This is a genomic window from Bacteroides bouchesdurhonensis (assembly GCF_900155865.1).
GTDB classification, from domain to species: domain Bacteria; phylum Bacteroidota; class Bacteroidia; order Bacteroidales; family Bacteroidaceae; genus Bacteroides; species Bacteroides bouchesdurhonensis.
The window spans coordinates 695,326-716,474 of the sequence record NZ_LT707006.1 but is presented as its reverse complement, the minus strand read 5'-3'; the positions used below and the strand labels follow the sequence as shown (position 1 = coordinate 716,474).

At 37.8% G+C, this 21,149-nt stretch carries 14 protein-coding genes; 13 read left to right on the top strand and 1 reads right to left on the bottom strand.

Translation table 11 applies throughout. From position 1 onward, the window contains the following. Positions 1–14 precede the first annotated feature (14 nt). From CZ225_RS02670 to CZ225_RS02620, 11 genes are all read left to right on the top strand, one after another. Complete coding sequence (locus CZ225_RS02670) at positions 15–2,792, top strand: SusC/RagA family TonB-linked outer membrane protein (protein WP_077152893.1); 2,778 nt, start codon at positions 15–17, stop codon at positions 2,790–2,792. A gap of 22 nt (positions 2,793–2,814) precedes the next feature. Then, complete coding sequence (locus CZ225_RS02665; RefSeq protein ID WP_077152892.1) at positions 2,815–4,539, top strand: RagB/SusD family nutrient uptake outer membrane protein; 1,725 nt, start codon at positions 2,815–2,817, stop codon at positions 4,537–4,539. A 31-nt stretch (positions 4,540–4,570) separates the two neighbouring features. After that, a complete protein-coding gene (locus CZ225_RS02660; protein ID WP_077152891.1) occupies positions 4,571–6,067 on the top strand; it encodes a BACON domain-containing protein in 1,497 nt (498 codons plus the stop codon). 26 nt (positions 6,068–6,093) lie between these two features. Continuing rightward, positions 6,094–7,566 carry a BACON domain-containing protein gene (locus CZ225_RS02655; RefSeq protein ID WP_077152890.1) on the top strand — a complete coding sequence of 491 codons (1,473 nt, stop codon included), beginning with the start codon at positions 6,094–6,096 and terminating at the stop codon, positions 7,564–7,566. A gap of 83 nt (positions 7,567–7,649) precedes the next feature. After that, entirely contained in the window at positions 7,650–8,771 is a 1,122-nt protein-coding gene (locus tag CZ225_RS02650; protein ID WP_077152889.1) for a DUF4971 domain-containing protein, read from the top strand. A 162-nt stretch (positions 8,772–8,933) separates the two neighbouring features. Continuing rightward, complete coding sequence (locus CZ225_RS02645) at positions 8,934–10,655, top strand: O-antigen ligase family protein (protein WP_129585730.1); 1,722 nt, start codon at positions 8,934–8,936, stop codon at positions 10,653–10,655. A 30-nt stretch (positions 10,656–10,685) separates the two neighbouring features. After that, positions 10,686–12,224, top strand: coding sequence for a hypothetical protein (locus CZ225_RS02640; protein WP_077152887.1), 1,539 nt, complete (start codon positions 10,686–10,688; stop codon positions 12,222–12,224). A 22-nt stretch (positions 12,225–12,246) separates the two neighbouring features. Further along, complete coding sequence (locus tag CZ225_RS02635; RefSeq protein ID WP_077152886.1) at positions 12,247–12,798, top strand: DUF5043 domain-containing protein; 552 nt, start codon at positions 12,247–12,249, stop codon at positions 12,796–12,798. A 126-nt stretch (positions 12,799–12,924) separates the two neighbouring features. Beyond that, positions 12,925–14,463 (top strand): hypothetical protein, encoded by a 1,539-nt coding sequence (locus tag CZ225_RS02630; protein ID WP_077152885.1) that lies wholly within the window; start codon positions 12,925–12,927, stop codon positions 14,461–14,463. 22 nt (positions 14,464–14,485) lie between these two features. Beyond that, on the top strand, positions 14,486–15,037 hold the full coding sequence (locus tag CZ225_RS02625; protein ID WP_077152884.1) for a DUF5043 domain-containing protein: 552 nt from the start codon (positions 14,486–14,488) through the stop codon (positions 15,035–15,037). A gap of 342 nt (positions 15,038–15,379) precedes the next feature. Continuing rightward, a complete protein-coding gene (locus tag CZ225_RS02620; RefSeq protein ID WP_077152883.1) occupies positions 15,380–16,507 on the top strand; it encodes a hypothetical protein in 1,128 nt (375 codons plus the stop codon). Positions 16,508–16,734: 227 nt separating this feature from the next. Here the strand turns inward: CZ225_RS02620 and CZ225_RS02615 are convergent, their stop codons facing one another. Then, on the bottom strand, positions 16,735–17,937 hold the full coding sequence (locus tag CZ225_RS02615; RefSeq protein ID WP_077152882.1) for an IS110 family RNA-guided transposase: 1,203 nt from the start codon (positions 17,935–17,937) through the stop codon (positions 16,735–16,737). A gap of 620 nt (positions 17,938–18,557) precedes the next feature. On the opposite strand from CZ225_RS02615, the gene CZ225_RS02610 reads away from it, so the two are divergent. Together CZ225_RS02610 and CZ225_RS02605 are read left to right on the top strand one after the other, a co-directional pair. Next, positions 18,558–19,106 carry a DUF5043 domain-containing protein gene (locus CZ225_RS02610; protein ID WP_077152881.1) on the top strand — a complete coding sequence of 183 codons (549 nt, stop codon included), beginning with the start codon at positions 18,558–18,560 and terminating at the stop codon, positions 19,104–19,106. A 24-nt stretch (positions 19,107–19,130) separates the two neighbouring features. Beyond that, complete coding sequence (locus CZ225_RS02605; RefSeq protein WP_083714561.1) at positions 19,131–21,128, top strand: discoidin domain-containing protein; 1,998 nt, start codon at positions 19,131–19,133, stop codon at positions 21,126–21,128. Positions 21,129–21,149 lie beyond the last annotated feature (21 nt).

Genomic DNA, 21,149 nt, shown 5'->3' with positions numbered 1-21,149 from the left:
ATATCAATCGAACAATGAATAAATTAAATTATATATTAATTACCCTGCTTTTGGGAGGTTCGGTTTCCCTGAATGCACAGAAATCAAAAGCTGTTTCGGAAACACAGCTTGCTGATACACTGAGCGTCGGATATCAAATGAACGTATCTTCCCAAAATAGCAGTTATTCTATCAACGGAGTCAATGCTGCTGCATTTGAAAAGTCTCCGTATGTAGATATAAGCAAAGCATTGTATGGTAAAGTAGCAGGTCTGAATGTGTATCAAGGTATAGGTACATCTCCTGACAACGTATCTACTCTCTCTCTGCACGGCAATGCCCCTCTGATACTGATTGACGGTTTTCCTCGTGATATTACCGATATCACTTCTATGGAAATTGAATCGTGCTATGTTCTGAAAGATGCTGCCGCAGCAGCACTTTACGGAACACGCGGTGCAAACGGTGTAGTGCTTATCACTACTAAACGTGGTGCTAAAAGCGGACTGAAAGTGAACGTAGACTATAATTTCGGTGTTAATACCCAATTCCGTTCACCGGAATTTGCAGACGCATACACATACGCTAACAGTCTCAATACGGCATTGAAGAGTGATGGGCTGGATGCGCGTTACAATTCACAAGAATTGGATGCCTTCCGCACAGGGATCTACCCGTATGATTTTCCAAACGTAGACTGGTGGGATCAGACGATGAATAAAGCCGGTTTTACACACAATCTAAAAATGTCTTTCAATGGAGGCGGTGAGAAATTCCGTTATTTCACCGTAATCGATTATTATCGCGACCGTTCCATGTTGAAGAAGAACACTGAAGATGAACGTTATGATACGACTCCAACGGATACACGTCTTACTCTGCGCACTAACATTGATGCGGATATTACTGAAAGCACTCATATGAAGGTTGGCTTAGTAGGAAAGTTACAGGAATATAGAGGCACCCGCTACGGACGCTCTAATATCTTCCGCAATATCTATAACACACCATCGGCTGCATTCCCTATCCGTTACGAAAACGGCATTTATGGAGGTAGTTCTGTTTATGGGGCCAACAATCCGGTAGCCTTATTGAAAAACTATGGCCATATCAGAAATATGTATGGCACATTGCTGGCTGATTTGAGTTTACGTCAGGATTTAGATGTACTGGTCAAAGGACTTGGTGCTGAGGTAGCAGTATCTTTTGACAATATAGGAGGGATGTACGAAACTTCCAGCAAAAGCTACCGTTATATGAATAGCTCGGCAAGTATCACTAGTGATGGTACGCTGGTGACCACTCCTACTATGTGGGGAACAGACTCTGAAACATTGGGACACACCCAGCCTTTCGAAAGTTTGATCATGCGTAGCGATTTTCAGGCAAAGGTAGATTATAACCGTAGTTTTGAAAAGCACCAGGTGAGTGGAGCATTGATCTACGATATGCAATCTATCGTGGAGGATGGCAGAAACAGCTCCCGGAAGAACCAATCCATATTGCTGAACGCAACTTATACCTATGATAACCGTTACAGCATTAATGCCGTAATCAATCATTCCGGTTCCGCTTATTTACCGGATGGAGATAAATTTACAACTTATCCGGCTGTATCTGTCGCATGGATCGCATCCAACGAGGCATTCATGGAAAATATAACTCCGATCAATCTTTTCAAGATTCGTGCATCATACGGTTTGTCCGGATGGGACGGTAACCTAAGCCATGAATTGTGGCGCCAATCTTACATTGGTAATACTGGCTATAACTTTGGAGTAAACGCCGGTTATATAAGTGGCGGCAGCGAAGGTAACTTGCCAGTCATAGGATTAGTAGCAGAGAAATCAACAAAAGCCACTTTCGGCTTTGATGTTGAAGCCTTTGACAATCGCTTGAGTGCAACCGTAGAAGGGTTCTACGAAAAACGCTCGGACATGCTTGTTTCAGGAGCCAATTCTACTTCCGGCATCATCGGTATCACTGTGGGACAGGTGAATGAAGGGATCTATAAATACAAAGGGCTGGATGCTTCCCTGAGTTGGAATGACAAAATCGGTGACCTTCACTACGGTATAGGAGCCAGTATGTCTTACTTGAATTCAGAAGTAGTCAATGTAAATCAGGAATATCAGGAATACAATTACTTGTATATGAAAGGTAATCGTGTCGGACAGATGTATGGTCTGGAAGCTATCGGTTTCTTCAATAGCCAACAAGAAATCAACAATAGTCCTCAGCAAACCTTCTCCACCGTAGCTCCGGGTGACGTGAAATATAAAGACCAGAATGGAGACAATGTTATTGATGAAAAAGACGTTGTCAAAATGTTCGGTTCATCCGTTCCACGTTTCTACTTCGGATTTAATCTGAACCTCGCTTACAAGAAATTTGAGCTTTCTGCTGACTTCCAAGGTATGACTGGCGTTACAGTTTCTTTGCTCAACAGCCCGTTGTATCAGCCACTGGTAAAAAATGGAAATATCTCAAATACTTTCTTGAACGAGGAAGTATATTGGACTCCGGAGAACAAAGCGAACGCAACCATGCCAAGACTGACTACTCAGGAAAACCTGAACAACTATCGTGCCAGTTCATTGTGGTACCGCGACGGTTCATTCTTGAAATTGCGTAACCTGCTCGTATCTTATACTTTCTCAAAATCACAGACTCGCTTTGCTGATCTGAAAGTATTTGTACAGGGAACTAATCTGTTCTCATTAGACAACCTTCATTTTGCTGATCCGGAACAACTTGGTGTTGCTTATCCATCGACAAGAAGTTATTGGGCAGGTGTCAAACTTAATTTTTAATTCAAAGTAACAAATGAATATTATGAGAACTAAATACATAATCTTAACTCTTTTGTCTTCGTTAGTCTTTGCCTCCTGCAATTACCTGGATTTTGACGAGACTAATAATCTGAAGACAAAAGAAGACATGTACAAGTATTTCGATACGAGCAAATCAATGCTTACGTATGTATACTCATTCATGCCACAGGGATGCCAATGGTTTGCAACATCCGGTAACTTTACTCCGGATGGGCTTGCCATGCGTGATTGCGCCAGCGATGACGGTGAATTTGGAGCAGTAGCGGCCAATATCCAAAATACTAATAACGGTAACTGGTCTGCCATCAAGACATTTGATGACTCTTGGTCTCTTTACAAAGGTATACGTGCTGCCAATAGTTTTATTGCAGAAATTGCTCAAGTAGACTTCACACGTTATGAGCATAATGCACAATATACCAACTGGATGAAGCAATTAAAGTATTTCCCTTACGAAGCCAGAGTGTTACGGGCACACTATTTCTTTGAACTGGCACGCCGTTACGGTGACATCGCCATGCCATTAGAAGTACTGACTGAAGAAGAAGCTAATACCATTGGCAAGACATCTTTCAATGATGTTATTGATTTCATTGTCAGCGAATGTGATGAAGCCATTGCCGACAATCATCTGCCGGACAGTTATGTAAACGAGCCGAATGCGGAAGTTGGTAGAGTTACCAAAGGATTTGCGATGGCAGTAAAATCAAAAGCACTTTTATATGCTGCCAGCAAGTTACACAATCCTTCCATGAACACAGATTTATGGAAAAAGTCTGCAAAAGCAGCATTAGATATTATCAACACAGGGTTATACTCTCTGGATCCCAAAGAGAGTGCTAACAATCTCGAATCCAAAGAGACTGTACTGATGAGAATTAACGATAATGACGCAAGCTTCGAGCTATTCAACTTTCCTATTCGCTTCACGGCAGGTAAGCGTAACTCAAGCCAGATTCCTTATAGCAACTTCCCCTCTCAGAACCTTGTAGACGCATTCGAAACAGTCAATGGTTACAAAGTGACCTTAGAAAACACAGGCTGGGTTTCTGAAGACCCGGAGTTTGATCCGCAGTTGCCTTATGACAAACGCGATAAACGTTTCTACCTTGCTATTTTAGCCAATGGCATGCAATTCCAAGAGAAGACGATTGAAACCTATAAAGGTGGTGCCGACGACGGAATCGTATCAGAAGGTGGTTCACCTACCGGTTACTTCTTACGCAAATACATTCAGGAAGGAACTCTTTTCACCGACGGACAAGAAACTTCGAATAAGCACCATTGGGTAATTTATCGCTATGCCGAGACATTGCTTACTTATGCAGAATCTATGGTGAATGCCTTCAACGATGTAAATTACACAGACGATACTTATAAATATTCTGCACTATGGGCAATCAACGAGGTTAGAAAGAATGCTGGTATGCCGGCAATTCCTTCTTCCGGCAAAGATGAATTCTTAGAACGTCTATACAATGAATGGCGCGTAGAGTTTGCTTTCGAAGACCACCGTTTCTGGGATGTACGAAGATGGAAAATCGCGGACTCAACTCAGCGTGAACTGTATGGAGTAAAAATCGAAAAACAACCTGACGGTACTTTTAACTTCTACAAAAATCTGTATGAAACTCGTAATTGGAGAGATGCAATGTATTTGTATCCTATTCCTCAAAGCGAGTTGTACAAAAATGCAAACTTAAATCCTCAAAATACGGGATGGTAATTAATTGTCAAATCTAATATTTTAAAGAAATATGAAAAAGTTATATAGTAATACATTAATGCAACTGATTGTTGCTCTGTGCACATTCAGTTTTGTAGCATGCCAAGAGTACAGCATTGACTCTCAGCCAGAAGGTCCGCTCAATATCCAAATCGACGCTCAGGATTCTTATACTGCCTTGGCAACATCTCCAAGCAATGTAGTTTTCAACATCAGTTCCAATACTCCTTGGACTATCGAAAGTGATGCACAATGGTGCGTACCCACTCCTTCCATGAGTGCAAGCAGTTCATTGGTTTCGGAGATTGTAGTGGCAATGGAAAACAATACAGGAAAACAATCACGTACTGCTAAACTGACTATCAAGGCAGAAGGTATTTCAAATACAAAGGTGATTACAATTGAACAAGTTTCTAAAGAAAAACTTGTTGTTGTTCCTTACGGAGAACTAGTTGCAACAGAAGGTGAAGAGATTCAATTCTCTATCATTTCCAACAAACCATGGGAAATTATTCCTTCTATTTCTTATGTAAGTGACATTGATAAGAAATCAGGTAATGGAAATGAAGATGGCCAGGAAGAAATCATCACTGTTAAAATACCTGCAAATGCAGGTGCACGTCGTGAAGGTACTATTACTGTAAGAACAGAATTTGAAGAATACTCTTTTACTATTACTCAGAATGGTATTACCATTGTTCAAGAAGAAGATCCGGCAAACACGACAATGGCAATAACTAATGCCGGTCCGTCTGAAACGACTATAAAGATAAGTTCCAATAAAGAATGGAAAGTAGAAGTTCCGAAAGAATATCAAAGTTGGTTACAAGCAGAGGCTATCAGTGATTCTGAACTAAAACTAATTACTACTAGTTATAATCCTTTGTTCGCGTCACGTAAAGGTCAAGTGTTAATCAAAACAAAAGAAGTAATCGATGGATTTGATGGAATCACTTTTGACGTCGAGCAACAGGGTAAGTCATTCTGGTGGAACGGAGGAGGTACTGCAGCTCAAGTTCAAGAGAATGGTTCAATTATTCTTAGTGGAACCGGTACATCTCAAATTGTTTCCAACTTTAGAAGCAAGAAAGGTCGTTTGACAATTGACCTTGCTTCTCTAAACTTAACAGGTGAAAGCTGGATTGAACTAAACTATTGGCCTAATATCGACTGGACAAGTACACCTAACTTCCATTTACACCTGAAACCTAACAAAGAAAGTAATTTTACATGTGGTGGAGGTTACAATTGGACACAAAAGACATTCACCATGACAACAGAAGAATGTAATGCGATCCGCCAAATCGTGGCTGAAGTAACTTATAAACCAGGTACTACTGATAAACTTATTATCAGATTACTATTTAATGGTGAAGAAGTTGCTGTATTAGACAATAACATTCAAGATATTTATGCCTTTGGGGATGATAATCAGTATTGTCCACAAACCATATACTACAGACTACAAAATGGTGCTGAGGATTCAAGCATGCATGTAAATTCGATGACTTGGGAACCGATAGAGTAATAAATAACCTCTAAATAATATAGAGTATGAAATTTAATTTAAAACAACTTATATACAATAGTTTCATCGGCATCTCCGTTCTCACCACATTCTCTGGATGCAATGACGACGAAGCCATGAAATGGGTAGATCTGCGCTATAGAGTAGAGGATTCATACCTAGTTGAAGCTAAAAATCCTGAATCTTTCTCTTTTCAGGTTAAATCAACTGATCCGTGGGAAGTATTCGGAAAATATGATTGGTATACTATTTCACCTAATAAGGGCGAAGCTAGTGATAAAACTTCTACTGTTACTATCACTTGTAAAGAAAACACTTCATTAGATGATCGTATAGATACAATCAATATCAAAAGTGATTACTGGATAGGTAAAACATTTGTACTTACACAAAAAGGTACTGCCTATTTGAACGTAGAGAATGTTGATATGATCAACCAAGAAGGAGATGACGAAACATTTGATGTAATTACTAACCAAAAATGGACTGCAAAAGTAACGGAGGGTGATGTATGGTTATCCATTAAATCCGGAAACTCCGGTGAACTGGATGGACAAATCACAGTAAAGGCAACTCCAAATACAGGCGAACAACGTACGGGTATTGTAACAATATACGACCGTCACGGTGTTGTGGCTCAGGAAGTAAAATGTATACAAGACGGTGTAGTATTAAATCCGGAGATTCCGGAGAACGGAAAATGGTTCAGAATGTATGAAGAGGCACAAAAACTTACTATTCACGTAGAATCTAATACAGAGTGGACAATATCGAAAGAAAATGAGGCTGATGACATTTGGTATAATTTCGAAGAAACATCATTCAATGGTGATGGTGACATTGTGATCAATGTAAACGAACACACAGGAACCAGTGTACGTACAGGGGTTATCTTACTGGCAACTAAAGCTGACGAAGGTGCTACTCCATTAGTGAAAACTATAAAGATCAAACAAGCTAATCCACAAAGACCAGTCGTACATGATGTAAATCAAGCAATGACCAGTTATTCCGGTCCAGGCGGATTGAAAGAAGGACGTTACAACTTCTATTTTGATCCATTTGGCAGTGCAAATCTTAGTTTCTTCATGATGTGGGCAGGACAAGCTGATGATGGAGGAAATGTAGAACTTCGTTTCCACATTTTAAGCCAAAAGACACAATTGAGTACAAGACCATGGAACGGTGATGTATACAATGAAAATAGCGGTCACGCTGTTGATACTAGCATTTCGAACGTCTTAACATTCGATATCAAAGAAGCAGTAGACGCAACAGATCCGACTAAATCGTGGATATACTCCGAATGGATATTAAATGGTGTCCTGTTAGGCAAAGCCACAAGTGATGGTGTAACAGATGCCAATGGTACAAGTGATACTTATAAGATTCCATTTGAACGGACAAAAGTAGGTGCTAACTTCTCAATGTCAGCTTCCGGTGGCAGTATCGGATTTATTAAGTGGGAATATATCGCCCCATTAGTTTGGGGAGATTAATTCTCCAATAAGAGTGATTACCTGAGCCCCCAATCAGGTAATCGCTTCTAATAAACTCACAAATCAATAAAAAGAAAAAGAGTATGATAAAAAGAAAAATATTACTTTTACTGAGTATGGCACTTATGGGAATCTCCAGCATTGCCTGCTCAGATGATGAGACCAATGATATCACTCCACAGAAGAGATATCCGCTAACATCCTTTTCCGTAGCAGTAAAAGGTACGCAGGCTGATAATATATCCTATTATCATGGAAAGATTGACCAAACAACTCATAGGGTAGAAATTGGCTATATAGAAGACGCCAATATGATCACAGGCGTAGATTATACATTAATGAGTGAAGGGGCTACGATCTCACCTGATCCGAAGAAATTTATCGGAGAATGGAACAAAGAACAGAAAGTGACCGTCACCACTGAAGATAATCAAACGACCACCTATACCATTGTATTGACCAAGTTCGATGAAGCGATGAAGAATATACTCTTCTTTGATAATTTTAGCGTAGACGGCAATCCGGATCCAACAAAATGGGTACTATGTAAAAAGCAAGGTTCTGACTGGAACGACGAGATGTCCGAAAGCTATGATCAAGCTTATGTAGAAGATGGCAAACTGATATTAAAAGCTGAAAAAATAAACGGTGAATACAAAGCCGGTGGCATTGAATCACAAGGCAAATTCGATTTCACATTCGGAAAAATAGAAGTGAAAGCAAGAATTACAAGCTATCCGAATGGTGCATTCCCTGCTATCTGGATGATGCCAAAAACACCCGTTTATGGAGGATGGCCTCAAAGTGGAGAGATTGATATCATGGAGCACATAAAACAAGAGTCTGTGATCCACCACACCATACATACCCACTACACTTATGATTTAGATATAAAAGATCCGACAAATACAGCACAGATAACCTGCGACTATCAAGATTGGAATATCTATACAGTAGAAAAGGATGAGAATAAGTTGACATTCTTTGTCAATGGACAAGAAACTTTCTCATACTCGAACCTGAATCTGGAAAATGAGGCAGAAATGAAGCAATGGCCTTTCACTAATGAAAATCCTTTCTACATTATTCTGAACATGGGATTAGGAGGAGATAGAGATGGCTCTTGGCCCGGTCCTATTGACGACGATAATCTACCCGCTATTATGGAAATTGACTATGTAAAAGTGTCCAAATTAGATAAATAGGTTTTAAGGTAGAAAACTATTGTTTTAGGAACTCTCAAGTTAAGAGGAATGAGAGCATGGAAATTCTTCCAATGACTTTCATTCCTCTATTTCTATAAATACAAAACTCACACGGAACAAAACGCTATCCTATTTTCATTAGAAACTAAGATAGAAATATCAATGATAATCATCAGGAAAAACATACTATCTTTGTTCACGGGAGTTATTATATTGAGCTTACTGTTCAATCCAGTGAAAGGAATACTTGATATTCCCCATCAATCATGCTTGTTTACGAGCATATCACTATCAATACTAATAGGAATATCAACTTTCTTCTCTAGGAACCGGCTTATTCAGCGACCGACTGTTATCGATTGGTTATTCATTTTAATAGCTATAGGTAGTATTTACTTTTATCCCCCACACTCTAGCCTTTACGGATTAGCCCGTTTTGCTCTGGTCATCATATATTGGGGCATACGTCAAACAGGAGGATTAAATGCCACCATTCTTTATTATGTCATTCTTGCTGCAATCATTATTTTATCGGCTATCGGGTATTTACAAGTATTTCACGTATTTCCTTCCTACCATCCCGATTTCGAAATAACAGGACCTTATGGTAATCCTACGATTTATGCCGGAATGTTAGCCTTATTGCTGACTGTCCCTACTATAACGTTATTACACTTCAAAAAGAGTATAATCCCTGCACATTTATACTTTATGAGTATTTTTATATATGCTATGGCTTTACCCGCATTATGGCTCACCAACTGTCGGTCTGCTTGGATAGCAATACTAGCTATTATTGGTTATGCCATTCATCACCGTTTCTCATGCTCTGTCCGATGGGGTTTGTTTACCTTGTTATTAATCGGTTTACTTTCATTCTGGCTATATCAGTTAAAACCAGCTTCCGCTAATGGAAGAGTACTGATCTGGAAAGTCACCACACAAATGGTCAAAGAGAAACCTTTTAGCGGTTTTGGTCCTCATGGCTTTAACACCTACTACATGCATTTTCAAGGTGACTATCTGCAGGAAAAAGGAACAATAGGCGACAAACGACTCGCAGACAACAACCATTACGTCTACAACGAGCCATTACGTTGGACCGTAGAATACGGTATTCCAGGATTGCTGTTATACATCGGTATACTCTACATCATATTTTCCTATAAGGAAAGAGAAATACGTTCTTTATCCGCTAAAACCATATGTATAGCCGGACTTGTCTGGGGATTTTTCTCTTATCCCGACCAAGCTTTTCCAATTTTGGTTATCATGGTAATAGCATTAGCTGAAATGTCCAACCAACAGAAGAAAAGTATAGTAAAACAATTTTCTTATAAATCTATATTTCTAAAAACATTGCTCCTTTTTGCCATCGTAGGGGAAGGAGTACTACTGAAAAGAATGTATCGAAACCAACATGAGTTACATCAAATATCCCAATATTCTATAAATCGGCCATCAGAAGAAATAATCAGCGATCTATCTCACTTAGAATCAGCAATGAAAAATGAGACTATATTTTGGATATATTATTGCCATACACTTGACAAATGCCAAAAGGACACCACATTACTGGAAAAGATAATTAATTGGGAAAGATTATATCCAAGCACGCACACTTATATCCTCAAAGGTGATGCCTTGCAGCGTACAGGAAAATTAAAAGATGCCGAAGTAGCTTATTGGACAGCTCACAAGATGGTTCCTTCCCGACAGAAAGCCCGTTATAAATTAGCTCTCCTTTATTATCGTCAAGGACGTATCCCTGAGGCTGTGGAATTGGCAAACGAAATACTAACTGAAAAGGTAAAAATTTATAGTTTCGAGACCTATGAAATGCACCGGGAATTACGAAGGATTTTCGAAAATCAACTCAAATAAGTATAAGTATTCACTAAAAGAGTAGAAAACATGAGAAAAGAAAAAGTCAAACGTAGAGCTTGTTACTTTGGCGGTTTGCTCGTCCTTTGTCTGATTCTGTATTCTTGTTTAAAGGATGAATCAGATTGGGAGTTGCAAAAGACATCAAATGGAGTTATTAAAGGTAAAAACAGGGAGTTGAGTTTAGAAGCCGCCCTAAGTTGGTATGAGGCTAATCAGACTCCGGTGGTTTCTACACGTTCCGTTGATACCAAATTTGAATTATTGTCAAAACTGCATTGGGAAAAAGGTCTCGAAAGCCGAAAGGAGAAGTTTGAAGTCGTGGAAGTGCCTTTACTAAACAAAGGAGGTGCGGTTTTAATGGATAGCCAAACGATGGAGAAGTATAAAGAGACTGAACTTGGAAAGATTCGCAATATTTCACGAATGGTTATCATCAAGAATCTGGAAACAGGGGAGATCATCAACTTCGTTATGCATATCATAGGGACTTATGACTATCTGATGAACGCTAAACATTTTGAGGAGAATAGCTATTTATATAGAGAGCCTCATTTTAGTGGTAGTGTCTACTTCTATGAACCTGAAGGTAGTTTGGTAAATGGATGGAAATATGAAGATGGAAAAATTGTGGCTACCATCAAACAGGGGACTGAAGAGGGGGTACAGATGCAAACAGAAGCGGCTTCGAGAGGATTTACAGTACATGTTTGCCATTTTGAAAATATCCTAGTGGAATATAATGACTGTAATCCAACACTTTATCAAGATCCTGAATATGGTCTTGAAATCGGAATTGAATGCCGTAAAAAAACAAAATGGGAGACTGTAGAGGTATGTGAAGACATATACTATGACGAAAGTGGAAATAGTCAAACATGGTATCCTGAGGATAATAATAATCATAATGGTGGAGGTGGTGGAGGAAGTACTAATGGTGGTTACATACCCAAAACTCCCAAAGCTAAAGCAATATTCCGAAATTCTAAGATGACGGAAAATAATTGGGAAGCATTAGAGAAGATGCTGAATAAAATGACTGGAACATCAATCGGTAATGCTTTATATAACAAAATTGTAGAAACACTAAGTTCAAAAACTATTATTCTTGAGTTTGTTGAAAACAGCAATTCTCTATTCGATCCGAGTCTATCTACCATCAAATTAAGGACAGACGCCAGTAGTGGAGTTCTATTTCATGAAATGTTTCATCTTCTCCAATCATATACTGAACAAGAAACTTGGAACGGATCTGCATTAAATCGAGACGTCGAAGCACATCTTGCACAACAAATTTACATAAATAGCTTACCTGAAAGTGAACGAATCTGGTGGCGAGAAAAGAGTAAAAAAGATGCTCGTTGGAATGCAACTCGAGAACTAACAGGATATATTGATGAAAATGGGAAATTACGCCCAGAATTTAATGAAGTTAGACTGCAGAAATTATTAGAGAACAATGTCATCAAAAGTTTTCGAAGAGTAGGCTATACTGACAACAATTATCCTTGGCTTAATAGCCGAATAGGAACAAGCAACTTTAATACGATAAGAATATTATCACAATAAATTTATAAAATATATAACACATATGAAAAAAGTAATTGTATTGAGTAGTTTGTTATTCAACATTATATTCGTTGTAGCTCAAACGAATTATTATGCAATAACAAAAACATTCCAAGAAAAAGGTTACACATACCAATGCGATGTGGATGAATCCGGTGAAATAACACTATACAATAACCTAAATAAATGGACATACGTGGATCAAATGAAAAAAGGGACAAACACCCCATTTTATATCAAAATGGAGGATTATGATGATATGCCTTTAACTGTAAAAGACACACATGCAGCCTATATAGATTCTATTTATAAAGTTATTATCAATGATGCATTTGGTAGTTTCAAAGGTAAAATGAAAGGATACGAACTAATCATAGTCCTCGCTATTAGTTCTGAAACGGGGAAAATCAGTGAACTTTACTTTGACTTTGCAGAGCACACTCCATATGTTACTGTTCCCATTTCTGTTTATCGAGAAATAGAGACGAAACTAGTGGGATTGAAGTATACACTAACACCACTGGCTAAAACATTGAACTATGTATATCAATGGTGGGCAATAGAGCCGAAATAGCTAATCCGAATTGAGCAAAGAATTACAGTTAGAAGAGGTTATACATATTACNATAAGATGCACCAGGAATTACGAAGGATTTTCGAATATCAACTAAAATAAGTATTCACTAAAAGAGTAGAAAACATGAGAAAAGAAAAAGTCAAACGTAGAGTTTGTTACTTTGGCAGTTTCCTCGTCCTTTGTCTGATTCTGTATTCTTGTTTAAAGGATGAATCAGATTGGGAGTTGCAAAAGACATCAAATGGAGTTATTAAAGGTAAAAACAGGGAGTTGAGTTTAGATGCCGCCCTAAGTTGGTATGAGGCTAATCAGACTCCGGTGGTTTCTACACGTTCCGTTGATACCAAATTTGAATTATTGTCAAAACTGCATTGGGAAAAAGGCCTCGAAAGCCGAAAGGAGAAGTTTGAAGTCGTGGAAGTGCCTTTACTAAACAAAGGAGGTGCGGTTTTAATGGATAGCCAAACGATGGAGAAGTATAAAGAGACTGAACTTGGAAAGATTCGCAATATTTCACGAATGGTTATCATCAAGAATCTGGAAACAGGGGAGATCATCAACTTCGTTATGCATATCATAGGGACTTATGACTATCTGATGAACGCTAAACATTTTGAGGAGAACAGCTATTTATATAGAGAGCCTCATTTTAGTGGTAGTGTCTACTTCTATGAACCTGAAGGTAGTTTGGTAAATGGATGGAAATATGAAGATGGAAAAATTGTGGCTACCATCAAACAGGGGACTGAAGAGGGGGTACAGATGCAAACAGAAGCGGCTTCGAGAGGATTTACAGTACATGTTTGCCATTTTGAAAATATCCTAGTGGAATATAATGACTGTAATCCAACACTTTATCAAGATCCTGAATATGGTCTTGAAATCGGAATTGAATGCCGTAAAAAAACAAAATGGGAGACTGTGGAAGTTTGTGAAGACATATACTATGACGAAAGTGGAAATAGTCAAACATGGTATCCTGAGGATAATAACAATCATAACGGTGGAGGCGGTGGAGGAAGTACTAATGGTGGTTACATACCCAAAACTCCCAAAGCTAAAGCAATATTCCGAAATTCTAAGATGACGGAAAATAATTGGGAAGTATTAGAGAAGATGCTGAATAAAATGACTGGAACATCAATCGGTAATGCTTTATATAACAAAATTGTAGAAACACTAAGTTCAAAAACTATTATTCTTGAGTTTGTTGAAAACAGCAATTCTCTATTCGATCCGAGTCTATCTACCATCAAATTAAGGACAGACGCCAGTAGTGGAGTTCTATTTCATGAAATGTTTCATCTTCTCCAATCATATACTGAACAAGAAACTTGGAACGGATCTGCATTAAATCGAGACGTTGAAGCACATCTTGCACAACAAATTTACATAAATAGCTTACCTGAAAGTGAACGAATCTGGTGGCGAGAGAGAAGTATAAGAGATACTCGCTGGAACGCAATCCGAGAATTAATGAGATTGATAAATGAAAAAGGGGAGTTACGCCAAGGATCTAATGAAGTTAGACTGCAGAAATTATTAGAGAACAGAGTCATCAAAAGTTTTCGAAGAGTAGGCTATACTGCCAACAATTATCCTTGGCTTAATAGCCGAATAGGAACAAGCAACTTTAATACGATAAGAATATTATCACAATAAATTTATAAAATATATAACACATATGAAAAAAGTAATTGTATTGAGTAGTTTGTTATTCAACATTATATTCGTTGTAGCTCAAACGAATTATTATGCAATAACAAAAACATTCCAAGAAAAAGGTTACACATACCAATGCGATGTGGATGAATCCGGTGAAATAACACTATACAATAACCTAAATAAATGGACATACGTGGATCAAATGAAAAAAGGGACAAACACCCCATTTTATATCAAAATGGAGGATTATGATGATATGCCTTTAACTGTAAAAGACACACATGCAGCCTATATAGATTCTATTTATAAAGTTATTATCAATGATGCATTTGGTAGTTTCAAAGGTAAAATGAAAGGATACGAACTAATCATAGTCCTCGCTATTAGTTCTGAAACGGGGAAAATCAGTGAACTTTACTTTGACTTTGCAGAGCACACTCCATATGTTACTGTTCCCATTTCTGTTTATCGAGAAATAGAGACGAAACTAGTGGGATTGAAGTATACACTAACACCACTGGCTAAAACATTGAACTATATATATCAATGGTGGGCAATAGAGCCGAAATAGCTAATCCGAATTGAGCAAAGAATTACAGTTAGAAGAGGTTATACATATTACGTATTTTGACCTCTTCTAACATATCCTGAAATGTATAAACTGTCAAAAACATACCATTGTGGTAATTAATAACAAATCTTTTAAATTGTATGCCATGAGAATAACATGTTTCTTTATTATAGCATATTTGAACATATCAGGAATTAAGGCTCAAACGAATGATTATACAGGGGACTATTTGGCATATTCTAAACATCTTACTATGGTTTCGAGCCCAATAAGATGCACCGGGAATTACGAAGGATTTTCGAATATCAACTCAAATAAGTATTCACTAAAAGAGTAGAAAACATGAGAAAAGAAGAAGTCAAACGTAGAGCTTGTTACTTTGACGGTTTGTTCGTCCTTTGTCTGATTCTGTATTCTTGTTTAAAGGATGAATCAGATTGGGAGTTGCAAAAGACATCAAATGGAGTTATTAAAGGTAAAAACAGGGAGTTGAGCGTAGCTACTGCGCTAAGTTGGTATGAGGCTAATCAGACACCGGTAGTTTCTACACGTTCCGTTGATACCAAATTTGAATTATTGTCAAAACTGCATTGGGGAAAAGGCCTCGAAAGCCGAAAGGAGAAGTTTGAAGTCGTGGAAGTGCCTTTACTAAACAAAGGAGGTGCGGTTTTAATGGATAGCCAAACGATGGAGAAATGTAAAGAGACAGAACGTGGAAAGATTCGCAATATTTCACGAATGGTTATCATCAAGAATCTGGAAACAGGGGAAATCATCAACTTCGTTATGCATATCATAGGGACTTATGACTATCTGATGAACGCTAAACATTTTGAGGAGAACAGCTATTTATATAGAGAGCCTCATTTTAGTGGTAGTGTCTACTTCTATGAACCTGAAGGTAGTTTGGTAAATGGATGGAAATATGAAGATGGAAAAATTGTGGCTACCATCAAACAGGGGACTGAAGAGGGGGTACAGATGCAAACAGAAGCGGCTTCGAGAGGATTCACAGTACATGTTTGCCATTTTGAAAATATCCTAGTGGAATATAATGACTGTAATCCAACACTTTATCAAGATCCTGAATATGGTCTTGAAATCGGAATTGAATGCCGTAAAAAAACAAAATGGGAGACTGTAGAGGTATGTGAAGACATATACTATGACGAAAGTGGAAATAGTCAAACATGGTATCCTGAGGATAATAATAATCATAATGGTGGAGGTGGTGGAGGAAGTACTAATGGTGGTTACATACCCAAAACTCCCAAAGCTAAAGCAATATTCCGAAATTCTAAGATGACGGAAAATAATTGGGAAGTATTAGAGAAGATGCTGAACAAAATGTACAAAACCAGTATCGGTTATAACTTTTATAATATTCTATTATCTGAATTAGAAGGGAAAACAGCTATAATTACCTTTCCTCTAAAAAGAAAAATCCCCAGCTCTTATATTCGTATGTAACTTACTTGTATCTAATTAATTATACTTATAGTCCGTAAATTTTCCCACAAAACGCCTAAGACGACAAGTGTTTTGTCGTCCGAAGTAATAAAGTTTGTTACTTTCCTCTTCAGCCTGAAAGGACTACGCCGGTGTCCAATCCCTCTATGGATACAATAATTTTGTAAACTCGCTCCTGTGGCAGCACAAAGGTAATTATGTTGTCGATAGAGGTATATCGGAAAGGTCTATCCGACCCATAACGATTCTAATGCCTGAATATCATTTTGCCATTCCGCCTCCTTTTCAAGACGCTTGAGGTAAACATCTATAAAATCCTCGTCTTTTGTCAGCATGTGCCATACCGCGACCAATAGCTTTCGGGCGATGGCTACTTGTATCTTCATCTTGTTCTTATGGCGTTGGGTGCATTGCACGTAGCTGAAGTTTGAGAAAAAGCAGTTGCGGGTTCTGGATGCGACCCAGGATATTTCAATCAATATCTGACGCAGGAATCGGTTTCCATGCGTCGTCCTGTTGCTCTTGACTTTATTGTTGCTTATATCATTGCGTGGTTTCAATCCACACCATCCTACGAGGTTTGTTGCTTTTTCAAACGGTTTCATGTCAGCCCCGGTCTCCGCAATTATAGCCGAAGCGGCGCGTTCTTTAACACCGGGGATGCTCTGTAGACGTTTGAATTGTTTCGGGAAGTGTTCCTGGCACATGGCAATGAGGGCATTCCTGCATTCTTCGATTTGTCGCTCGATTACCTCTATAAGCTCTGCGTATTGCTTTAACAAACAGATGTCTGCCTGGTGGAAGTCACCCGTTACGGCATCCTTTATGATGTTGCGTCCGTATTTACGCAGAGTTTTTCCATGAATGAGTTTCACCAGCTCCTCAGGGTCTGTTATACCGGTTATTATTGCACGGACGCACTTCTGATAGCTTTTTCCATTGACTCGGGATACATAGTTACTTAACCGAAAACCACATCGCTGTAAAGCAGCGTCCAGTTTATTGGTGTTATACGTCAGGTCTTCATTCAGGTCGAAGATGCGACGGTTATACTTGCGCATGTCCTGCACTGTCTTATCCGGCACAAAGCTTCCACGAATCAGATTCTTCAACAAGCATTCCGCTATCCATTGGGCATCCTTCACATCACTCTTGCGACCGGGAAGCTGCTTTATAAAATAAGGATTTACCAATTTGAGAGACATGCTCTCGCACAAGGCATTCCACACTGGAACCCAATAGGTCGAAGTGCTTTCCATTGCTGCCTCTGTCACCCCATGAGAAACCATGTCGGAACACATAAGTTGTAAATCAGGAGTCAATGTACCATAAACTTTTGCAAAAATAACGGACTCTGTATTGTCCATCACACAGAGATAAATTGTATCTTTGTGGACATCGAGGCCGGCCACGATTCTGTCTTTGTCCATATTTGAGATTTTTTAGTTACACTCCTTAAATATAGGACATTCATAACAATTAAACGAAGTATGAAGCAGAGTTTGCGGGTTGGCCTCGGTTTTTATTACGCTGGTGTAGAAAAACTCGATTTTTCTATATAATTTTGTAGAAGGTAAAGGATCACGCTTTGACCCAACCACTACTTCTATTGAATTAGGAACAGAATGCAATAGTAGCACCCTGTTTCATGAAATGATTCACCTTCTTCAATCGTATACAGAAAAAGAAACATGGAATGGATCAGCATTAAATAGAGAGGTTGAAGCACATCTTTTACAACAAATGTATATCAATTCTTTGCCTGAAAGTGAACAAATTTGGTGGCTAAAAATAACTAAATATGACCCTCGTTAGAATTCTATTCGTGAGTTAGTAAAATATTTTAAATTATCAGGAGGAGAGTTAAAAGATGATTTCACAAATGATGATTTACAACAAATTCTAGAAAATAGAGTAATCAATGATTTACACAGAACAGGCTATGACAGTATTAATTATCCTTGGCTTATAAGCAGAAAAGGAATAAGCAACTTTGAGAATTTAGTAAAAATACTACACTATGGTTTAAAATATTAAGATTATAATAGATATGAAAAAGATATCCATTTTTATAGGTTTATTATTTAATATAATATTCACTATAGCTCAAACGACCAATTATTATACTATTAGTCAACCACTTAAAGGTCCTGAATACACCTACCAATGTGATGTACTTAAAGGAGGGGAAGTAAGATTATACAATAGTAAAAACAGATGGACATATACTGATCAGATGAAAATAGGTACCAATGTCCCATTTTATGTAACTCCAGAAAATTATGAACCTTTAATGGTGGAAGATGAGCGTGAAGCTTATAACGATTCCATTTATAAAGTTATTGTCAATGACGCTTTTGGTAATTATAGAGGTAAAATGAAAAGTTATGAACTGTTTATTATAACCTGTATAAGTTCAGAAACAGGAGAAATTAGTGAACTTTATTTTGATTTTTCAAACCGTACTCCTTATGCAACCGTTCCAATTTCTGTATACCGGGAAATAGAGACAAAGCTAGTAGGGTTAAAATACACATTAACACCACTAGCCAAAACATTGAACTATGTATATCAATGGTGGGCAATAGAGCCGAAATAGGATCAATAAAAAACAGAAAATGATATGATGAAAAAGAAATGGTTATTTTATATCTACACCTCATGGATGCTCTTTTTAGTATCTTCATGTACAGAAAGAAACAGTAAATTAGAGACCGTTCTATCTTCTGCCAAAGAAAATCGCTCAGAGCTACAAAAAGTATTAGAATATTATAAGAATGATTCTTTAAAACTTGAGGCCGCGAAATATCTGATTTCTAACATGACCGGGTCATACGCAATCGATTCAAGTATGCAAAAAGCATACTCTGCCTTTTATCAGATTTATTATAATGTCTGTGAAAAGTATAATAATGAGATCAATAAGAAATGCGGAGAAGAAATCGACAGTTTATGGCAAGTTTTCTGTTTTGTAAATTCAGAGGAGTTGATGGAGAAAAAGATGGATGATGCGAGATTTTTAAAAGCATCGACTCTTATTTCCGAGATAGAACTGGCATTTAAAGTTTGGAAGGAAAATATATACACCCGCACATGTTCTTTCAATGAATTCTGCGAATATATCCTACCTTATCGCAGAGAGAACGAATTAATTATCGACGACTCTAGAAAACTTTTCTACCATCGTCATCATAATGATTTCTATACCAGAGATGGAAAAAACTTTATAGATGAGACTGATTCTTTACTGTTTCTTTATAAAGATATGAAACACTCACCGTATTATGTTCCTAAAATTCCGTTATTAAACGTATCGGCCTTTGAAAAGGTGAAAACAGGTACGTGTGAACAACGTTGCTGGTTCAACTCCATCTTACTTTCTTCCTTGGGTATGGCTACCGCTATAGATTTTGTCCCTGTATGGGGTAACCGTAATGGAGGACATAGCTGGAATGTAATCATCGTCAATGGAGTATCGTATCCTTTCGAAGCATTCTGGGATAATGACCGTTGGAAATACAAACGTGTATACAACAACAAATCTTATGACAACCTATGGGGTAAATTCAGACTGGCTAAAGTATACCGAAGGACATACACCAATTATATAGAAGGTCCCTTGGCAGATAATAGAGTTTCACGCGAGAATATTCCTTTACTGTTTAAAAATGAAAAGAAAAAGGATGTATCTTCCGAATATTTCGAGACTCAGGACGTAGAAATCAAATTAAACACCGATTCTATGAAATCCATTCCTCAATATGCTTATTTATCTGTGTACAACTTTCAAAACTGGACTCCTATTCAATGGGGTAAAGTGGAAGGCAATCACGTAACCTTCGGCAAAATGGGAAAAGATATTGTTTATCTCCCCACTTATTACACAAAAGGCATGAATATACCCGCAGGTGATCCCTTCTTATTAAAAACAGATGGAACCATACAATATTTGTCTCCAAGTACAGAAAAAGAACAAGTGGTTATTCGTAATTATGGTGGACAAGTACCTTTTAATGAGAACAGGAAGTATCTTACATCACTAATAGGAAGTGAATTTTGGGGAATAAAAAATGGGAAAAAAGACAAATTATTATGTACTATCAATGATACATTACAAATCGAACATCAACTCTTCCATATAAAAGACACAACATCTTATCGATTTGTCAGACTTTGTCTGCCTTCTTCGAACATTGCATTAGGAGAACTTTCATTCTATGCCACAAACCAACAAATTACCTATGTGAAAATCATTTCTGCTCTGTCAGGTAGCAATAAAAATGAAAAGCCAGAAATGCTTATTGATGGATTAAGTGATACCGCTTTTAGCGGAGAGGCTCCGAAAGGATACATTGATTTTGATTTAAATAATGAATATAATTTATCCGACATAGGAATAACCCCCTACATCAGGTCATGGCTTGGCAAATCAAATACATATGAATTACACTATTGGAAAAACGGATGGCAACCAATAGAGCATAAAGAAGGGAGCGGCAATTACCTTCTCTTTAATCATGTTCCTAAAAATGCTTTATTAAGACTTATAAATCCCGAAAAAATGATTCAGGAACATCATCGTATTTTTATTTATAAAAACGGAAAAGTTGTTTGGTTATAAAGAAGCAAATAGAATAAATAT

Excerpts from the sequence above, each read along its gene's own strand:
- CZ225_RS02670 (WP_077152893.1), top strand. The coding sequence starts at position 15 with ATGAATAAATTAAATTATATATTAATTACCCTGCTTTTGGGAGGTTCG.
- CZ225_RS02665 (WP_077152892.1), top strand. The coding sequence starts at position 2,815 with ATGAGAACTAAATACATAATCTTAACTCTTTTGTCTTCGTTAGTCTTT.
- CZ225_RS02660 (WP_077152891.1), top strand. The coding sequence starts at position 4,571 with ATGAAAAAGTTATATAGTAATACATTAATGCAACTGATTGTTGCTCTG.
- CZ225_RS02655 (WP_077152890.1), top strand. The coding sequence starts at position 6,094 with ATGAAATTTAATTTAAAACAACTTATATACAATAGTTTCATCGGCATC.
- CZ225_RS02650 (WP_077152889.1), top strand. The coding sequence starts at position 7,650 with ATGATAAAAAGAAAAATATTACTTTTACTGAGTATGGCACTTATGGGA.
- CZ225_RS02645 (WP_129585730.1), top strand. The coding sequence starts at position 8,934 with ATGATAATCATCAGGAAAAACATACTATCTTTGTTCACGGGAGTTATT.
- CZ225_RS02640 (WP_077152887.1), top strand. The coding sequence starts at position 10,686 with ATGAGAAAAGAAAAAGTCAAACGTAGAGCTTGTTACTTTGGCGGTTTG.
- CZ225_RS02635 (WP_077152886.1), top strand. The coding sequence starts at position 12,247 with ATGAAAAAAGTAATTGTATTGAGTAGTTTGTTATTCAACATTATATTC.
- CZ225_RS02630 (WP_077152885.1), top strand. The coding sequence starts at position 12,925 with ATGAGAAAAGAAAAAGTCAAACGTAGAGTTTGTTACTTTGGCAGTTTC.
- CZ225_RS02625 (WP_077152884.1), top strand. The coding sequence starts at position 14,486 with ATGAAAAAAGTAATTGTATTGAGTAGTTTGTTATTCAACATTATATTC.
- CZ225_RS02620 (WP_077152883.1), top strand. The coding sequence starts at position 15,380 with ATGAGAAAAGAAGAAGTCAAACGTAGAGCTTGTTACTTTGACGGTTTG.
- CZ225_RS02615 (WP_077152882.1), bottom strand. The coding sequence starts at position 17,937 with ATGGACAAAGACAGAATCGTGGCCGGCCTCGATGTCCACAAAGATACA.
- CZ225_RS02610 (WP_077152881.1), top strand. The coding sequence starts at position 18,558 with ATGAAAAAGATATCCATTTTTATAGGTTTATTATTTAATATAATATTC.
- CZ225_RS02605 (WP_083714561.1), top strand. The coding sequence starts at position 19,131 with ATGATGAAAAAGAAATGGTTATTTTATATCTACACCTCATGGATGCTC.